Annotated in this window: 13 protein-coding genes and 2 pseudogenes; 6 read left to right on the forward strand and 9 right to left on the reverse strand. The window is 72.7% G+C overall.

The window, feature by feature from the left end:
* Positions 1-605 (reverse strand): DUF4352 domain-containing protein (locus VNL12_RS00390; RefSeq protein ID WP_325590532.1); only part of this gene is annotated, 605 nt, incomplete at its 3' end.
* Positions 606-885: 280 nt separating this feature from the next.
* Here VNL12_RS00390 and VNL12_RS00395 point away from each other — a divergent pair.
* Both VNL12_RS00395 and VNL12_RS00400 read left to right on the forward strand, forming a co-directional pair.
* Positions 886-1,326, forward strand: a complete 441-nt coding sequence (locus tag VNL12_RS00395; protein WP_325590534.1) for a CAP domain-containing protein — start codon at positions 886-888, stop codon at positions 1,324-1,326.
* 34 nt (positions 1,327-1,360) lie between these two features.
* Positions 1,361-2,458, forward strand: a complete 1,098-nt coding sequence (locus tag VNL12_RS00400) for an adenosine deaminase (protein ID WP_325590536.1) — start codon at positions 1,361-1,363, stop codon at positions 2,456-2,458.
* Between the two features lie 444 nt (positions 2,459-2,902).
* On the opposite strand, the pseudogene VNL12_RS21110 reads toward VNL12_RS00400, so the two are convergent.
* Positions 2,903-3,781: pseudogene (locus VNL12_RS21110) on the reverse strand (DUF3089 domain-containing protein); the annotation flags it as partial.
* 39 nt (positions 3,782-3,820) lie between these two features.
* Between VNL12_RS21110 and upp the strand changes: the two are divergent.
* Positions 3,821-4,444: a uracil phosphoribosyltransferase gene (upp, locus tag VNL12_RS00405; protein ID WP_325590537.1), complete on the forward strand. Its 624-nt coding sequence runs from the start codon at positions 3,821-3,823 to the stop codon at positions 4,442-4,444.
* Between the two features lie 14 nt (positions 4,445-4,458).
* Here upp and VNL12_RS00410 read toward each other — a convergent pair whose 3' ends face one another.
* Together VNL12_RS00410 and VNL12_RS00415 are read right to left on the reverse strand one after the other, a co-directional pair.
* The gene (locus VNL12_RS00410) at positions 4,459-6,225 is read right to left on the reverse strand and encodes a phospho-sugar mutase (RefSeq protein ID WP_325590539.1); all 1,767 of its coding nucleotides are present in this window, start codon (positions 6,223-6,225) and stop codon (positions 4,459-4,461) included.
* Between the two features lie 8 nt (positions 6,226-6,233).
* Positions 6,234-7,229: an adenosine kinase gene (locus VNL12_RS00415; protein WP_325590541.1), complete on the reverse strand. Its 996-nt coding sequence runs from the start codon at positions 7,227-7,229 to the stop codon at positions 6,234-6,236.
* A gap of 150 nt (positions 7,230-7,379) precedes the next feature.
* On the opposite strand from VNL12_RS00415, the gene VNL12_RS00420 reads away from it, so the two are divergent.
* Entirely contained in the window at positions 7,380-10,073 is a 2,694-nt protein-coding gene (locus VNL12_RS00420) for a DUF4214 domain-containing protein (protein ID WP_325590543.1), read from the forward strand.
* Positions 10,074-10,108: 35 nt separating this feature from the next.
* Here VNL12_RS00420 and VNL12_RS00425 read toward each other — a convergent pair whose 3' ends face one another.
* Complete coding sequence (locus VNL12_RS00425) at positions 10,109-11,842, reverse strand: serine/threonine-protein kinase (RefSeq protein ID WP_325590545.1); 1,734 nt, start codon at positions 11,840-11,842, stop codon at positions 10,109-10,111.
* A 151-nt stretch (positions 11,843-11,993) separates the two neighbouring features.
* Here VNL12_RS00425 and VNL12_RS00430 point away from each other — a divergent pair, with 151 nt between their 5' ends.
* Positions 11,994-12,425: a Zn-ribbon domain-containing OB-fold protein gene (locus tag VNL12_RS00430; protein WP_325590546.1), complete on the forward strand. Its 432-nt coding sequence runs from the start codon at positions 11,994-11,996 to the stop codon at positions 12,423-12,425.
* Positions 12,422-13,633 (forward strand): lipid-transfer protein, encoded by a 1,212-nt coding sequence (locus VNL12_RS00435; RefSeq protein WP_325590548.1) that lies wholly within the window; start codon positions 12,422-12,424, stop codon positions 13,631-13,633. Before VNL12_RS00430 ends, VNL12_RS00435 begins: the two co-directional genes overlap by 4 nt.
* Before the next feature lie 60 nt (positions 13,634-13,693).
* Here VNL12_RS00435 and VNL12_RS00440 read toward each other — a convergent pair whose 3' ends face one another.
* The 4 genes and pseudogenes from VNL12_RS00440 to VNL12_RS20725 all read right to left on the reverse strand — a co-directional run.
* Positions 13,694-14,344, reverse strand: a complete 651-nt coding sequence (locus VNL12_RS00440; protein ID WP_325590550.1) for a DJ-1/PfpI family protein — start codon at positions 14,342-14,344, stop codon at positions 13,694-13,696.
* Between the two features lie 14 nt (positions 14,345-14,358).
* The gene (locus tag VNL12_RS00445; RefSeq protein WP_325590552.1) at positions 14,359-15,339 is read right to left on the reverse strand and encodes a GlxA family transcriptional regulator; all 981 of its coding nucleotides are present in this window, start codon (positions 15,337-15,339) and stop codon (positions 14,359-14,361) included.
* A gap of 116 nt (positions 15,340-15,455) precedes the next feature.
* Positions 15,456-15,890, reverse strand: a complete 435-nt coding sequence (locus VNL12_RS00450) for a hypothetical protein (protein WP_325590554.1) — start codon at positions 15,888-15,890, stop codon at positions 15,456-15,458.
* 10 nt (positions 15,891-15,900) lie between these two features.
* A pseudogene (locus VNL12_RS20725) lies at positions 15,901-15,987 on the reverse strand (short chain dehydrogenase); the annotation flags it as partial.

Genomic DNA, 15,987 nt, shown 5'->3' on the forward strand with positions numbered 1-15,987 from the left:
TCGCCATCGATGGACGGCTCGTCCGACGTGGTGAAGGTGATGTCCCACGCTTGGCCCTCGGAGTCAACGACCTCGACGGCGCCAAACGTCGAGAACGTCGTGGTCTCATCGCCGGTGTTCACGATCGTCAGCTCGACGCCGACGTACCGCTGCCCCTCGGCCGGAGTGTCGAACTCGTTGGTCGGCTCCCACGGGTCCTCGACGGTATCTACCGTGACCTCGAGGTCGCCGGTGGTGGCGGTCTCGCCCACCTCATGGGTGTCCTCGCCTTCGGCCGCTGGCTCTTCGTCACCGTCTGCCGGGGTGGCATCGCCGGCTTCCGTCGCGCTGGGACCTTCAGAGGTCGTCTCCTCGTCGTCTCCTCCGCTCACAGCAACGACCGCGACCACGGCGATGAGGGCCAGAGCGAGGCAGGCAACGAGGGGGATGAGCACCTTCATGGCGCCGCCCTTCTTCGGCTGCTGTTGCAGCGCATGCGCTCCCTGGGGTGCCTGAGGTGCCTGGGGTGCGTAGTGGTCGGTCCACTGGCTTCCGTCCCAGTACCGCTGCTGACCGGGTCGGTCCGGCGCCGGGAACCAACCGGCCGCGTGCCGCTGATCGCTCATGTGAAGGGTTCTCCCCGTTGTCTCGCCCCCCACGCACCGTAGCCGTCGCGGCGTCTCGCGGCGCCGCCCTCGGGCAGGGCATCGCCGGACACAGCTTTCTCAGGGCGGCCGATCGCGACGGAGGGGCTGAGTCTTCGGGGCAGGCCTTCTAGATGCTCCGACGGGCCCAGCTCACCAGCACCCGGCATCCATGAGGTCGATGGCCCCCGACGGTGGCGTCGCGACCTGCGGTCAGACCGGTGCTGGACGCGGTGGTCGATCTGCGCAAGCCTCGGCCCACATGCCGACACGAACCGCTCGATCCCGCGCCCTGGTCGGCCTCGTAGCCGTGGCGCTCGCCCTCGTCCTCACGGCGTGCCTCTCCGGCGGTCAGCAGCGGATGGTCGATCTCGTCAACCGGGACCGAGCCGCCCAGGGCCGCGCAACGCTCCCGAACCACGCCACGCTGAGCACCAAGGCCCAGGCGTGGGCCGACGAGATGGCCCGCGAGGGGCGCGTCTCACACTCGACTCTGACCGACGGCACCCCGAGCTGCCGCCGGGCGCTGGGTGAGAACGTCGCCGCCGCGAGCAGCGTCGACGGCCTGCACCGCGCGTGGATGGCCTCGGCCGGCCACCGAGCCAACATCCTCGACCTCCGGTGGGACCACATCGGCGTCGGGGTCACCAGGAGCGGTGACCGCTACTACGGCGTCCAGGTGTTCATGGAGGGCTGCACCTGAGCCGACCGGAGGGGGGCACCGCTACCCTCCGACCATGGACGAGCGACCCACCGTCGAGCAGATCCGCCGGGCGCCCAAGGTGTTGCTGCACGATCACCTCGACGGGGGTCTGCGGCCCGCCACGGTGATCGAGCTGGCGGCGGAGCACGGCTACGACGGCCTGCCCACCACCGACATCGACGAGCTGTCCCGCTGGTTCACCCAAGGGGCCGACCGACGTGACCTGGTGCTGTACCTCGACACCTTCGAGCACACCGTCGGGGTCATGCAGGAGCGCGACGCCATCATCCGGGTGGCCCGGGAGTGCGCCGAGGACCTCGCCGACGACGGCGTCGTCTACGCCGAGGTCCGAATGGCCCCCGAGCTGTGCCTGGAGCGGGGCCTCACCCTCGACGACGCCATCGCGGCCATGCTCGAGGGCTTCGGCCAGGGCGCCGCGGACGGCCGCATCGAGATCGGCCTGCTCGTCACCGCCATGCGCCACGCCGCCAACTCCAAGGAGGTGGCCGAGGCCGCCCTGCGCCACCGCGACGACGGGGTCGTCGGCTTCGACATCGCCGGCAGCGAGGCCGGCAACCCCCCGACCCGCCACCTCGATGCCTTCCGCACCGTCGCCGAGGGGAACTTCCACATCACGATCCACGCCGGCGAGGCCTTCGGGCTGCCGTCGATCTGGGAGGCGGTGCAGATCTGCGGGGCCGAGCGCCTGGGTCACGGCGTGCGCATCATCGACGACATCACCGTCACCGACGACGGCGTGCGGCTGGGCCAACTCGCGTCGTTCATCCGCGACCGCCGGGTGCCGCTCGAGATGTGCCCGACGTCGAACGTGAACACCGGCGTGTGCGACACGATCGCCGAGCACCCCATCGGTCTGCTGCGGCGTCTGCGCTTCCGGGTCACCGTCAACACCGACAACCGCCTGATGAGCGGCACCTCGATGACCGAGGAGATGTCCCACCTCGTCGACGCCTTCGGCTACGGCTGGGACGACCTCGAGTGGCTCACGCTCAACGCCATGAAGTCGGCCTTCTGGCCCTTCGACAAGCGCCTCCGCATCATCAACGAGCGCATCAAGCCCGGGTACGCGGCGCTGCGGGCGTCGGGTCTGGGCGTCAGCCTCGCCGGCTGAGGCCGTGCCCCCGTCGGCTCCTCCTCCTCCTCCTCCTCCTCCTCCTCCTCCGACGAAGGCGGCGCCCTGGCGGGCGGCCAGCTCGACGAGGTCGTCGAGGGCGACGGTCATGTCGACGAGGTGCAGGCCCCACGTGGGGCCGAGCGTCTCGGTGACCAGGCCGGCGACGGGCCGGGGATCGGCCTCGTCGGCGATGCCCACCGCCAGGTAGTCGTAGCCGTCGGTGGACTCGCAGGTCACGTCGAGCGCGTCGGGCAGGGCGACGAACTGGGTCTCGAGGTCGTCGGTGCCCTCGATGCCGCCCACCAGCGGGGCCTGGGTCGGGGCGATGGCGGTGGCGTGCTCGCGGCCCAGCAGGGCCACGGCGTCGACGCACAGGGACCGTTGACCCTCGTCCCCGGCGCCCCCGAAGATGGCGTTCTCCACCGGCGGGGCCGTCGCGGGATAGCTCGACCACGTCACGAGGCAGCCGACATCGTCGGGGGCCGAGCACGCCCCGATGGCGTCGAAGGTGCCGCCCACCCCGGCGCCCTCGGGTGCCTGCACCGAGGTGCCGAAGAGGTGCGCCGCCACCAGGCGCTCGCGGACCGCAGGGTCGCCGTCGACCTCCTCGGCGAGGAGACGGCTGAGGTGACCCGCACCCTGGGAGTGGCCGATCAGCACCACACCCCGCCCGTCGCTGAACTGCGAGACGTAGGTCTTCCAGGCGTCGAGCACGTCCTCGTAGGCCACCGGGCCGCCTTCGGCGAAGCTTCCCGAACCCAAGCCGGCGAGGGTCACCTGGCGGTAGACCGGGGCGAACACCCGACACGACCGGGCGTACTGCGCGGCCTGGGCCACCACGGTGCGAGCTTCGGGATCCTCGGGACCGAACTCGCGGTCGCTGTTGACGCCCGGGTCCGACGAGACCGTCGGGTAGACGTAGAAGCAGTCGACAGGCGGATCGGCGGCCGGCTCCCGCTCCTCGACCGTGCGCGCGCCGTCGGGGGCGATCTCGGTGACGTCGAGGTCACGGCACACGTCGTCGTCGAGGTCGGGGCGGCAGATCCACGCCGCACCGTCGTCGTAGACCTCGCTGGAGTACCCGTCGTAGGGGTCCTCCCGCGGCGCGTCGGAGCCGTCGCCGTCGGAGGACGCGGCCGCATCGTCGTCGCCCCCGGTGGACGCGGGGTCATCGGTGGAGGCGGCGGTGTCACCGGTGGTCGATCGACCGGCCCCGCCACCGTCGGCCGCGTCGTCGTCGGACCCGCCGCCGCACGCCGTGAAGCTCAGCACCAGGAGCACCGATGCGAGGAGGGCGAGCAGACGACGACGGGGGGCCACGGATCACCTCGGGTCGGGGTTGGCGGCCAGACTGGCACAGTGCACACCACCGTCGTCGACCACCCGCTGGCCGCCCAGGCCCTCGGCCGCCTCCGGGACGAGACCACCGACCGGGCCGCGTTCCGCCAGGCCATGGACGACCTGGCGGGGATCCTCGTCGTGGAGGCCACCCGCACGCTGCCCGTCGTCGAGGTCGCCATCGCCACACCGATGACGAACACCCGGGCGGTTCGCATCGACCCCATGCCGCTCACCGTGCCCGTGCTCCGCGCCGGGCTCGGCCTGCTGCCGGGCGTGTTGCGCATGCTGCCCGATGCCCCCACCGGCTTCATCGGCGTGGCCCGCGACGAGATGACCCACGAGCCGGTGCCCTACATGGACTCCGTGCCGGCCGACCTGGAGGGCCGGCCCGTGCTGGTGCTCGACCCGATGCTGGCCACCGGGGGGTCCCTCGCCTTCGCCTGCCGGCTCCTCCGGGGCCGCAACCCGGGCCGGGTGAGCGCGGTGTGCGTGCTCGCCGCACCCGAGGGCGTGGCCCGCATCCAGGCGTCGGGGTTGGTCGACGAGCTGGTCGTCGCCTCGGTCGACGACCACCTGGACGAGCGTGCCTTCATCGTCCCCGGCCTGGGCGACGCCGGCGACCGCCTCTTCGGCACCGCGTAGCCGCCGAGCTGCGTTCAGGCGAGGCCGAGGGCGGCGGGCAGCGCCGCGATCAGGGCCGAGAGGCCGGCGGCGGCCGTCACCCGGGCCGCGGCCAGGTCGCCACCCTCGTCGACGGGCTCGACCACCTCGACGTAGCCCTTGAGCTTGGGCTCGGTGCCGCTCGGGCGCACCACGACCCGGGCCCCGTGGAGGGCGAGGCCCACCACATCGGCCGGGGGCAGCCCCCGACCCGGTGCCCCGTCGGCCAGGTCGCTGACCCCGGCCACGACGCGGTGTCCGATGGTCGCCGGCGGTGCGGCGCGAAGGCGAGCCATGGCCGCGGCGATGCGGGCCGCGCCGTCGGCTCCCTCGAGGCGGAGCGACCACTGGCCCGTGGCGTGGACCCCGAAGCGGCGGGCCAGGTCGTCGAGCCGGTCGAGGACCGTGAGTCCGTGCTCGACGAGGTCGCTCACCATCTCGGCCGCGACCAGCAGGGCGCTGATGCCGTCCTTGTCGCGGACCTGGTCGCCGATGCAGTAGCCGAGGGCCTCCTCGTAGCCGAGGATCAAGGGGTGCTCGGGCGTCGACGCCCGCACGATCCACTTGAACCCGGTGAGGGTCTCGGCGTAGCCCACCCCCGCCTCTGCCGCGAGGGCGCGCAGAAGGGTGGAGGACACGATGGTGGTGGCCAGGATGCCGTGGGGCGGGAACCCGCCGCGCCGGATGAGGTGGTCGGCCAGCAACCAGCCCAGCTCGTCACCGGTGAGCTTCCGCCAGGACGAGGCCTCGCGCTGGTCGCCGAGAGCTGGGTCCCAGACGGCCATGGCGAGGCGGTCGGCGTCGGGGTCGTTGGCCAGGGCCACGTCCGCGCTCACGTAGGCGGCCAGCGTCCGTAGGCGGTCGAGGGCCCCGGGCTCCTCGGGGTTGGGGAAGGCCACGGTCGGGAAGTCGGGATCGGCCTCGGACTGCTCGGGCACCTCGTGGAGGGTGACGAAGCCGACATGCCGGCAGGCCTGGCGCACCACCGGCCCGCCCACGCCGTGCAGGGAGGTGTGGGCGACCTGGACGGTGGCCCGGTCGTGCCGGCGGACCAACACGTCATCGGCGATGGCGCTGACGTACTCGTCGACCAGGTCGAGGCCGACGGGGTGGACCTTCGGGTTGCCGGCTCCGCCGGAGGGCAGGTCGGTGACCCGACCGGCGCCCGCCATGGCGGTGGCGATCTCCGCGGCCTGGTCGCTGTCGATCTGGCGGCCCTCACGGTCGTAGACCTTGTAGCCGTTGTCCCGGCCCGGGTTGTGGCTGGCGGTCACCATGATCCCGGCCGCGGCCCGGTGGCGGCGCACGGCGAAGGCGAGCACAGGGGTCGGGACGGGGCCGCCGAGGATGTGGACGTCGAGGCCGATCCCGGTCAGCACCTCGACGGTCTCGGCCACGAAGGCCTCCGAGCCGTGGCGGGCGTCGCGACCGACGATGACGCCGCCCTCGGTGGAGCCCGAGGCCCGGACCCACGCGGCGACGCCGGCCGCGGCCCGCCGGACCACGGCGACGTTCATCCGGTTGGGGCCGGGGCCGACCTCGCCGCGCAGGCCGGCGGTGCCGAAGGCCAGGCCATCGCGGAACAGCTCGCGCAGCTCAGCCGTGGCCCGGGCAACCTCGCCGGGGGTCCCGTCCTCGACGAGGTGCGTCAGCTCGCGCAGGTGCCGCGCCGTGCTGGGCTGGGGGTCGTCGTCGGCCCAGGCCCGCACGCGTGCGATGAGCGCCTCGACCGCTTCGGCCTCGGCCTCGACCGGCTCGGTCATGGGCCTCCCTACGTGTCGAGCAGGTGCACCAGCTGGGCCAGTGACAGCCCGGGCCGGGCCCCGGTGTGGCCGATCACCGCGGCGGCGGCGATCGAGCCCAGCCGGCCGCACTGGTCGAGGGACATGTCCTGGGTGTAGCCGTAGAGGAAGCCGGCGGCGTAGAGGTCACCGGCGGCGGTGGTATCGACGACCCGGGGAACCTGGTGGACAGTGATCTCGTGGGTCGCGTCGCCGGCGATGATGACCGAACCGTGGCGGCCCTTGGTGAGGCACGCGATCTTGCACCGGCCCCGCACCTTGGCCACCGCGTCCTCGAAGTCGTCGACCTCGTAGAGCCGGGTGATCTCGTCGGTGTTGGCGAACAGGATGTCGACCCCGCCGTCGACGAGGGCCAGGAAGTCGTCGCGGTGGCGTTCGACGCAGAAGCCGTCGGAGAGGGTGAGGGCGACCTCGCGACCCGCCTCGTGGGCGGCCTCGGCAGCGACCCGGTAGGCGGCCTTGGCCTCGTCGCGGTCGAACAGGTAGCCCTCGAGGAACGTCACCTTGGCGTCGCGGACCACGTCGAGGTCGAGGTGGTCGGGGCCGAGCTGCGACGAAGCTCCGAGGTAGGTGTTCATCGTGCGCTGGGCGTCGGGCGTCACCACGATCAGGCATTGCCCGGTGGCGGGGCCCTCGCCGGCGCGCGGCGAGTCGAAGTCGACGCCGAGCGAGGCCATGTCGTGGGCGAAGACCGCGCCCAGCTCGTCGTCGCGGACCCGCCCGATGTAGGCCGCCCGGCCGCCGAAGGAGGCCACGCCCACCAGCGTGTTGGCGGCGGACCCGCCCGACATCTCGGTGCGGTGGCCCATGGCCGAGTAGATCTCGTCGACCCGGTCGTCGTCGATCAGGACCATGGCGCCCTTGGTGAGGTCGTGGGCGTCGATGAAGGCGTGGTCTTCGTGGCTGAGCACGTCGACGAGAGCGTTGCCGATGCCGACGACGTCGTAGGTGGGGCGCGTGGTCACGGGCGCCGACCCTACCGCCGGGTGACGGCCACGCCCGACGCCCCGCCCCGACGGTGGCGTCCGTCGCCGTCCTGACCCCCGGGTCAAGACCGGGTAGTGTGACCGCCGTTGCACATCGGCGTCGCGGGTCGCCGACAGGAAAGGATTCGCATGCCTGGCACCCTTGCTGCACGCCCCGACCGAGCCAGCCGCCGGCGCCGCCGGCCGCTCGTGCTGCTCGCCACCCTCGCCGTCCTGGTGGCGGGGCTGGCGGCCGCGCCGTCCCCGGTCGTCTCTGCGCCGACGAGCCGCCCGACGACGCAGGCCCCCGTTGCCCCGGGCTTCGGCGAGCCGGGCACGCCGGTGCGCCCGGCGTCGGAGCGCTACGTGCGAGAGGCGTACCGGGCCGTCCTCGGCCGCGACGCCGACGCCGCCGGACTCACCTACTGGGGTGATCGCCTCGACGGCACCACCGGCCGGGGCACCTTCGCCCGTCACATGGTGCTGTCGCTCGAGTCGGTGCGCGGCCACATCGCCGCGGTCTACGACACCTTCGGGCGCGACGCGACCACCGCCGAGCGGAACGACACGACCACCGCGATCCGCGCCGGTCGGACCACCCCCGAGGCGCTGCTCGTCGACCTGCTGGCGTCAGAGGAGTACCGCGCTCGCCAGGGCGGTGAACCCGAGCCCTTCGTCCGGGGCCTCTACGCCGACGTGCTGGGCCGGACCGCGGATCAGGCCGGGCTCGACCACTGGCTTGCGGTGATCAGCGACAGCCCGACGGCCGACGCCGGGGCCCGCACCGTCGCCAAGGGGTTCGTGTTCTCCCTCGACCGTCTCCGCCCAACGGTCGACGACGCCTATGACCGGTTGCTGGCCCGGAGCGCGGAGGCCGCCGGGCGCGAGTTCTGGGTCGGGCGGATCCGTCGGGGCGAGAGCATCCTCGACGTCGACCGTCACCTCCTGGCCAGCAACGAGGCCTGGACCTACGGCTGCAGCATCCTCGACCGGACCCGATGCCTGCTGCCGTTCCCCAACGACCAGCTGACCCTCCCCGACCCCTCGACCGACACCGGCAAGCGCGTCGTGCTCAAGTCCCCGTGGGTGCCGGCCCCGGTCGACGGGCCCGCCTTCGACCCCACGGAGTGGAACCGCCAGGACGGCTTCAGCCCCGGGTCGGCCATCCTCGTGCACAACGCCGGCATCGATCCCGAGCAGTCCGGCCTCCCGCCGCTGACCGACATCGGCTCGTCGCTCGAGGACGACGCACCCACCGTCCTCGTCGACACCGCCACCGGCGAGCGCGTGCCGCACTGGGCCGAGCTCGACGCCAACGCGGAGGACGACGCAGATCGGGCGTTGGTGATCCGCCCGGCCCGCAACCTGCTCGACGGCCACACCTACGCGGTGGGCATCGGAGAGATGTCCGACGCGTCGGGCGCAGCCGTTCCCGCCCCGTCGGGCTTCCAGATCTTCCGCGACGAGGTGCCCTCGGCCAGCCGCCGGGTGAACGACGAGCGCGCCACCACCGAGGTGGCCATCGACGAGGTCGTCGAGGCCGGCCTCGACCGTGACACGCTGCACCTGGCCTGGTCCTTCACCGTCGCCAGCACCCGCAACCTGGCCGAACGGGCGGTGCACATGCGTGACGAGGCCCTCGGCGGCACCGCCGGGCAGACGCCGGCTGACTTCACCGTGACCAAGGTCGAGCCCCGCGACGATGCCACCACCCGGGTCGAGGGCACGTTCGAGGTCCCGAGCTACATGACCGGCAGCGGCGCCCCCGGTTCCCGCCTGAACTACGGCCCCGACGACCTGCCCGAGCCCAACGGCACCTCCACCGCACCGTTCGTCTGCACCGTCCCCGACACCGCAAGGAGCACCCCGGCGCGCGCCAGCCTCTACGGCCACGGCCTGCTCGGCACCGGTGGCCAGGCCAACTCGGGCTACGTCCGCGCCGTCGCCCGCGAGCACAACATGGTGTTCTGCGGCACCGACTACATCGGCATGTCGGAGTCCGACCTGCCCAACACCGTCAACATCATCAGCGACTTCTCCCGGTTCCCGCAGCTGGTCGACCGCAACCAGCAGGGCCTGCTCAACTTCCAGGTCCTGGGCCGGCTGATGACCCTGCCGGACGGGCTCGTGAGTGACCCGGCGTTCCAAGGCGCGGCGGGGGCCCCGGCCATCGACCCCGCCACCGGCCTGGCGTACTACGGGCTCAGCCAGGGCGGCATCATGGGTGGGGCCGTCGTCGCCCTGAGCACCGAGATCACCCGCGGCGTCCTCGGCGTGCCGGCCATCAACTACAGCACCCTGCTCGAGCGCAGCGTCGACTTCGACCCGTTCTTCGCCATCATGGCGCCGAAGTACCCGAGCGCCCTCGACCGCATCACCATCATCGGTATGACTCAGATGCTGTGGGACCGGGGTGAGGGCAACGGCTACGCCAACCACGTGACCACCGATCCCCTGCCGGGCTCGCCCACCAACGAGGTGCTCCTCCAGGTGGCCTTCGGCGATCACCAGGTGGCGCAGATCGCCGCCGATGTCCAGGCCCGCACCTACGGGGCGCGCACCAACGACCCGCCGCTGGCCGAGGGTCGGGTGCCCGACGTGACCCCGCTGTGGGGCATTCCGCGCATCGAGACCTGGCCCCACGCCGGGTCGGCCATCATCTACTGGGACAGCGGCACGCCCGCACCGCCGATCGAGAACCTCCCCAACCGCGCCGGCGAGGACCCGCACAGCGACCCTCGGGAGGATCCCGATGCCCGGGTGCAGATCAGCGAGTTCCTGAAGCCCGGCGGCACCGTCGTCGACGTGTGCGACGGGACGTGGTGCGAGGCGGACGGCAGCTGACCGGCACGGGTCGACCGACCGCCTGAGAGGGTCGGTCAGCCGGCCACGCCGGTCTGGTACTGATCGATCAGGAGGGTGCCCTCGGGGCCTTCGATGAAGGTCACCAGGACGTTCTCGTCGCTCCGGCTGCCGTCGGTGCGCACGTAGCGCAGGCGGGTGGCGACGGTCATGGCCTCGACATCGGCCTCGCTCCGGCCCTGGACGGTCACCGACTCGATGGAGCTCCAGAACCTCTGGTAGTCGCCGAAGGGCTGACGGCCCTGGAACCCGGGTGACAGCTGCGCGTGGGCCGCCCGCAGGTCACCCCCGTCGACGAGCGCGTAGTAGTCAGTGACCGCGTCGCGCAGCTCACCCCCGCTGGGCTCGTCGTCGTCGTCGGAGTCGTCATCGTCGTCGGAGCTCTCGTCGTCGGCATCGGGCTCCGGTGGCGGGGGCGGCTCGGGGGGCGCCGGGGCTTCGGTCGTCGTGGGCTCGTCGGGGGCCTCGGTCGTCGTGGGCTCGTCGGGCGCGTCGGTCGTCGTGGGCTCATCGGGAGCCTCAGTCGTCGTCGCCTCGGTCGTGTCAGCGTTGACGCGATCCCCCTCGTCGTCGCCCGACGAGCGGGTGAGGGCCCAGACCCCCAGGCCGGAGAAGAGGAAGAGGGCGACCACGGCGAGCGCGAGGGTGGCCCCGCGCCGGCGGCCCGCGGGGCGCTCGTCGTCGGGCGGTGTCGGTACCGGATCCGCGACCGCCGTCGACGGTGCCGAAGTCGACGGTGCCGGGGTCGACGGTGCCGGGGTCGACGGTGCCGGGGCCGGGGCCGCGGCGTACACGGATGTCGGCGAGTCAGACTCGGCCTCGCCGGGGTCGGCCGCCGCAGCCGCTCCGAGGGCGGCGGCCCCGAGCACGGAGGCGGGACCGACCGACGCGCCGCCACCCTTGGCGGCGGTGCTGTCAACGGCAACCAGCCGTCGCCGCAGCTCGTCGGCCGACTGGGGACGGTCGGCCGGATCCTTGGCCAGGGCCGCCTCGATCACCTCGGCCAGGCCGGGAGCCACACCGAGGGCCCGCAGGTCGGGCGGGGGCTGGGTCATCACCCGTCCGATGCGAGCCGCGAAGGGCTCGTCGCCGGGCCCCGCGAACGGGGCTCGGCCGGCGAGGGCCGCATGGAGGGTGGCCCCCAGCCCGTAGACGTCTGAGGCCGGCGAAGCCGTCTCGCCCGAGAGGACCTCCGGGGCGGCGTAGCCGATGGTGGCCCGCACCGAGCCGGTGGTCGTGGTGGCTGCGTCGACGAGACGGGCGATGCCGAAGTCGCTCAGCTGTGGCTCTCCGTACTCCGACATCAACACGTTGGCCGGCTTCACGTCACGGTGGAGCACGCCGGCGTCGTGGGCCGCGGCGAGCCCACCGGCCAGCCGGACGCCCACCCGCACCACGTCGTCGCCCGGGAGCGGACCCTGGTCGCGCAGGCGCTCGTGCAGCGACCCCCCGCCCACGAAGGGCATGAGCAGGTAGGGGTGGCCGTCGTTGGTCACCCCGGCGGAGTAGACGGCGACGATGTTGGGGTGGTTGGAGAGCCGTCCCATGGCGGTGATCTCGCGTCCCCAGAGCTCGACCGCCCGCTCGTCGGCGCCGTGGGCGAGCAGGACCTTGACCGCCACGTCGCGCCCGAACTCGCCCTGGCGGCCGCGGTAGACCACGCCGAAGCCGCCCTTGCCGATGGCGACCAGGCGATCGACGCCGGGGATCGCCGGCAAGGGACCGCCGGGAACGGGGGGCGGCTCGGTCACGAGGGAACGATCCGCAGAGCCATGGCGAACCACGCTACCCAGCGGCCCCCCGTCGACTCACGCGGACGCCGGCGCCCTCGGTAGGGTTCAGTTCCTGACGATCCGTCAGGTACCCGTTTCTGGAGCCCGCCCGTTGCCCCTCCCTGCCCCCATGCCGGCCCTCGGTGCCGACGGCTGGTTCACCACCGAGCCCGAGCCGGCCCTGATCGGCCACCGCTGCGTCGAGTGCGGCACCGTGGCCTTCCCGCGCCCGGCCCTCGGATGCCCCAACCCCGCCTGCACCAGCGACGTGCTGGAGCCGACGCCGCTCTCGCGGCGGGGTCGCATCTGGTCCTACACCGACGCCCGCTACCAACCGCCGCCGCCCTACGTGGTGCCCGGGGCCGAGCACGTGGCGTTCTGCATCGCGGCGGTCGAGCTGCCCGTCGAGAAGATCATCGTGCTCGGCCAGGTCGTGGCGGGGACATCGATCGACGACCTGCGCATCGGCCAGGAGGTCGAGGTCGTGATCGACACGCTGTTCACCGACGACGAGGCCGAGCACCAGATCTTCAAGTGGCAGCCCGTGGGAGGCCCAGAATGAACGACACCTCGCCGCGTCCCGCCCCAGCCCCGGTCGCTGTCCTCGGCGTAGGCCTGCACCCGTGGGGCAAGTGGGGCCGCAGCTTCGTCGAGTACGGCCGCGTCGCCGCCCGTGATGCCCTGGCCGATGCGGGCGTCGACTGGACCGACATCGACTTCGTCGCCGGCGCCGACACCATGCGCAACGGCTACCCCGGCTACGTGTCGGGCGCGACCTTCGCCCAGGCCCTCGGCTGGAACGGCACCCGGGTGGCGTCGTGCTACGCCGCCTGCGCGTCGGGGTCCACCGCCCTCGAGGCCGCCCGCACCCGCATCCTCAGCGGCCTCTCGGACCTGGCCCTCGTGGTAGGTGCCGACACCACGCCCAAGGGCTTCCTCGCCCCCAACGCCGGTGACCGCCCCGAGGACCCCGACTGGCTCCGGTTCCGCCTCCTCGGCGCGACCAACCCCACCTACTTCGCGCTCTACGCCCGACGCCGGATGGATCTCTGGGGCGCCACCGACGAGGACTTCGCTCGCATCAAGGTCAAGAACGCCAGCCACGGTCTGGCCAACCCCAACGCCCGGTACCGCAAGGAGATCACCGTCGACGAGGTGCTCGCCAGCCCGATGGTCGCCTCGCCCCTGCGGCTGCTGGAGATCTGCGCCACCTCCGACGGCGCCGCCGCGGTGGTGCTCGCGTCGGAGTCCGCAGCGCGCCGCCTCGGCCACGACGCGGTCACGATCCGGGCCATCTCGACGGTGACGCCGACGTACCCCAACGTCGTCCCCGACCTGCCCGACATCGCGGCGGACTCGGCCGCCGCCGTCCCTGCGCCCGACGCCCACTTCAAGGCCTCCATCGCCCACGCCTGCTACGAGGAGTCCGGCATCGGCCCCGAGGACCTGTCGCTCGCCGAGGTCTACGACCTCTCCACGGCCATGGAGCTCGACTGGTACGAGGACATCGGCCTGTGCGGGCCCGGCGAGGCCGAGAAGCTCCTGCGCGACGGCGCCACGGAGATCGGTGGGCGCATCCCGGTCAACGCGTCGGGGGGCCTGGCCAGCTTCGGCGAGGCCGTGCCGGCCCAGGCCCTGGCCCAGGTCTGCGAGGTCACCTGGCAGCTCCGCGGCCAGGCCGGCGCCCGCCAGGTCGACGGCGCCCGCACCGGTGTCACCGCCAACCAGGGCCTCTTCGGCCACGGCTCCTCGGTGCTGCTCGCTCGCTGAGGTCGTCGACAATCGGATCTCGGGGGAACCGCTCGTTGATCTGAGTCGCACATGCGCGCGTCAGGCGAGGACAGCGGCCACCTTGGCCTGCGTTATGGCGCGGACGAGGTTGAGGATCTCGGCTGGGGCCTTCGAGGGGGCACCAGAATCGAAGGGCGGCTGGGGGTCGTACTCGATGGCGAGCTGGATGGCCTGGGCGACCTCCTCGCCGTGCATGTCGGCCACGAGCGTGAGCGCGAGGTCGATGCCGGCCGACACGCCGGCCGCGGTCCACACCTTGCCCTCGTGAACCACGCGTCGCTCGGTGGGCGTGGCGCCGTAGTCGGCGAGCTCGTCGTAGGCGCACCAATGCGTGGTCGCGTCGAGCCCATCGAGGATGCCGGCGGCGCCGAGCAGCAAGGCCCCGGTGCAGACCGAGGTCGTGTACGTGGAGTGCGGGTGGGCACCGGCGATCCAGTCGACGATGGGGTCGCGGTCACGGGCGAGGCGTCTGGTGACGATCCCGCCGGGCACCACGACCACATCGGGCCTCGCGACCTCGTCGAACGTGTGGGTGATGTCGAGGTGCAGGAGCCCGTTGTCGTCGACGAGGTCGCCCTTCTGCGCCGCGCACAGCACGACCTCAGCGTCGGGAGCGAGGGTGAGCACCTGGTAGGGACCGATGGCGTCGAGGGCGGTGAAGCCGGGGTAGAGGCCGATGGCGATCTGCATGGTTTCTCCTTGGGTCATGACGCCCGGCGGGCGAAGTGCTGTCGGTATCGATCGGGGGTGGTGCCGAGGCGGCGGGCGACGGCTCGATGCAGGGTCTCGGCGTGTTTCAGCCCGACGCGCGTGGCGACCGCGGCGACGGTGAGGTCGGTCCCCTCGAGCAGTCGGCGAGCGGCCTCGACTCGGAGCTCCTCCACGTGCGCCGCCGGCGTGGTCCCCGTCTCGGCGCGGAAGGCTCGAGCGAAGCTACGCTCGCTCATGCTGGCGCGCTCCGCGAGGCGGGCGACGGTGAGGTCTTCGGCGAGGTGGTCGGGCAGCCACAGCTGCAGCTCCCGGATCGACGGCGTGGGCGCGGGCTCGGCGCGCAGCTGGGCGCTAAACTGCGCCTGACCCCCGGGCCGGCGGGTGAAGACCACCAGCCAGCCGGCCACCTGGTGCGCGAGCGCAGCCCCGTGGTCGTCCTCGATGAGCGCGAGGGCGAGGTCGATGCCGGCGGTGACACCGGCTGAGGTCCAGCGATCCCGGTCGTGCACGTAGATCCGGTCGGCGAGCACCTCGACGGTCGGGTGCGATGCGGCCAGCTCGTCGCTCGATGCCCAGTGCGTCGTCGCCCGGTAGCCGTCGAGCAAGCCGGCCGCAGCCAGCACCAGCGCGCCGGTGCACACCGACGTGATCCGCCGAGCGCGAGAGGCAAGGGCAGCGATGCTGGAGAGGAAGGCGTCGTCTTGCGCGCCCAGGCGCGCGCCGAGGCCCCCGACCACCACGAGCGTGTCGATCGGCGCCGTCGCCGTGGCCAGCGCGGTGATCGACGCGTCGGCGGCGACCGCGACGCCGCTCGACGAGCGGACGCGGCGACCGTTCGGGGTGACAAGGGTTCGGCGGTAGCAGGGCTCGCCGCCGAGGCGGTTCGCCGTCTCGAACACCTCGACGGGCCCGGCAAGGTCGAGCAGCTGGAAGTCGTCGAAGGCGACCACGACGACCGTGCGGGGTTCACGCATGTCTCCATCCTGCGTCTCGGCGGGCCCGGCAGCAATGACAAGATCCTGACGATCTCCGCCAAGGGGTCACGCCGGGGCGCACCCTGGAACCCGTCTGACCTATCCCGCGGAGGTCGTCAGGCGAGCCAGCGGCTGAGCGAGTCGACCACGCACACCGCCTCGGCCGTGCCCTCAGCCTCGACGGTGATGCGAATTGTGGTCTGCACCCCGCCGGGCACCTCGTCGGCCGCCGTCAGCTCGGCCCGGGCCCGCACTCGCGACGCGACCGGCAGCGCAGCGCCGTAGCGCACCTGCTCGGTGCCGTAGTTCACCCCGGCCGACACGCCCTCGACGACCACGAGCTGCGGCAGGAAGAGGTTGGTCAGCGCCAACACCATCTCCGGGGGCACGACGGGGATCCCGCCATCGCGTGGACCCTCGGCGCTCGTGGCCCGGGTGAACAGCTCGACGCTGCGAACGGTCACTTCGATCCAAGCGGTGGTGCCGAGGTCGCGCCCCACGGCGGCGCGGACGTCGTCCAGCCCGTCGAGGACGGTCGGCGCGGCGGTCACCGCTCTGCCCTCACGGGTGCTGGGACGACACGGCGACGACCTCGCCGGTCATGAAGCTCGAGTACGGGCTGGCCAGGAACACCACCACGTTGGCCAC

Source organism: Iamia sp., from assembly GCF_035575815.1.
Classification (GTDB): Bacteria; Actinomycetota; Acidimicrobiia; order Acidimicrobiales; family Iamiaceae; genus Iamia.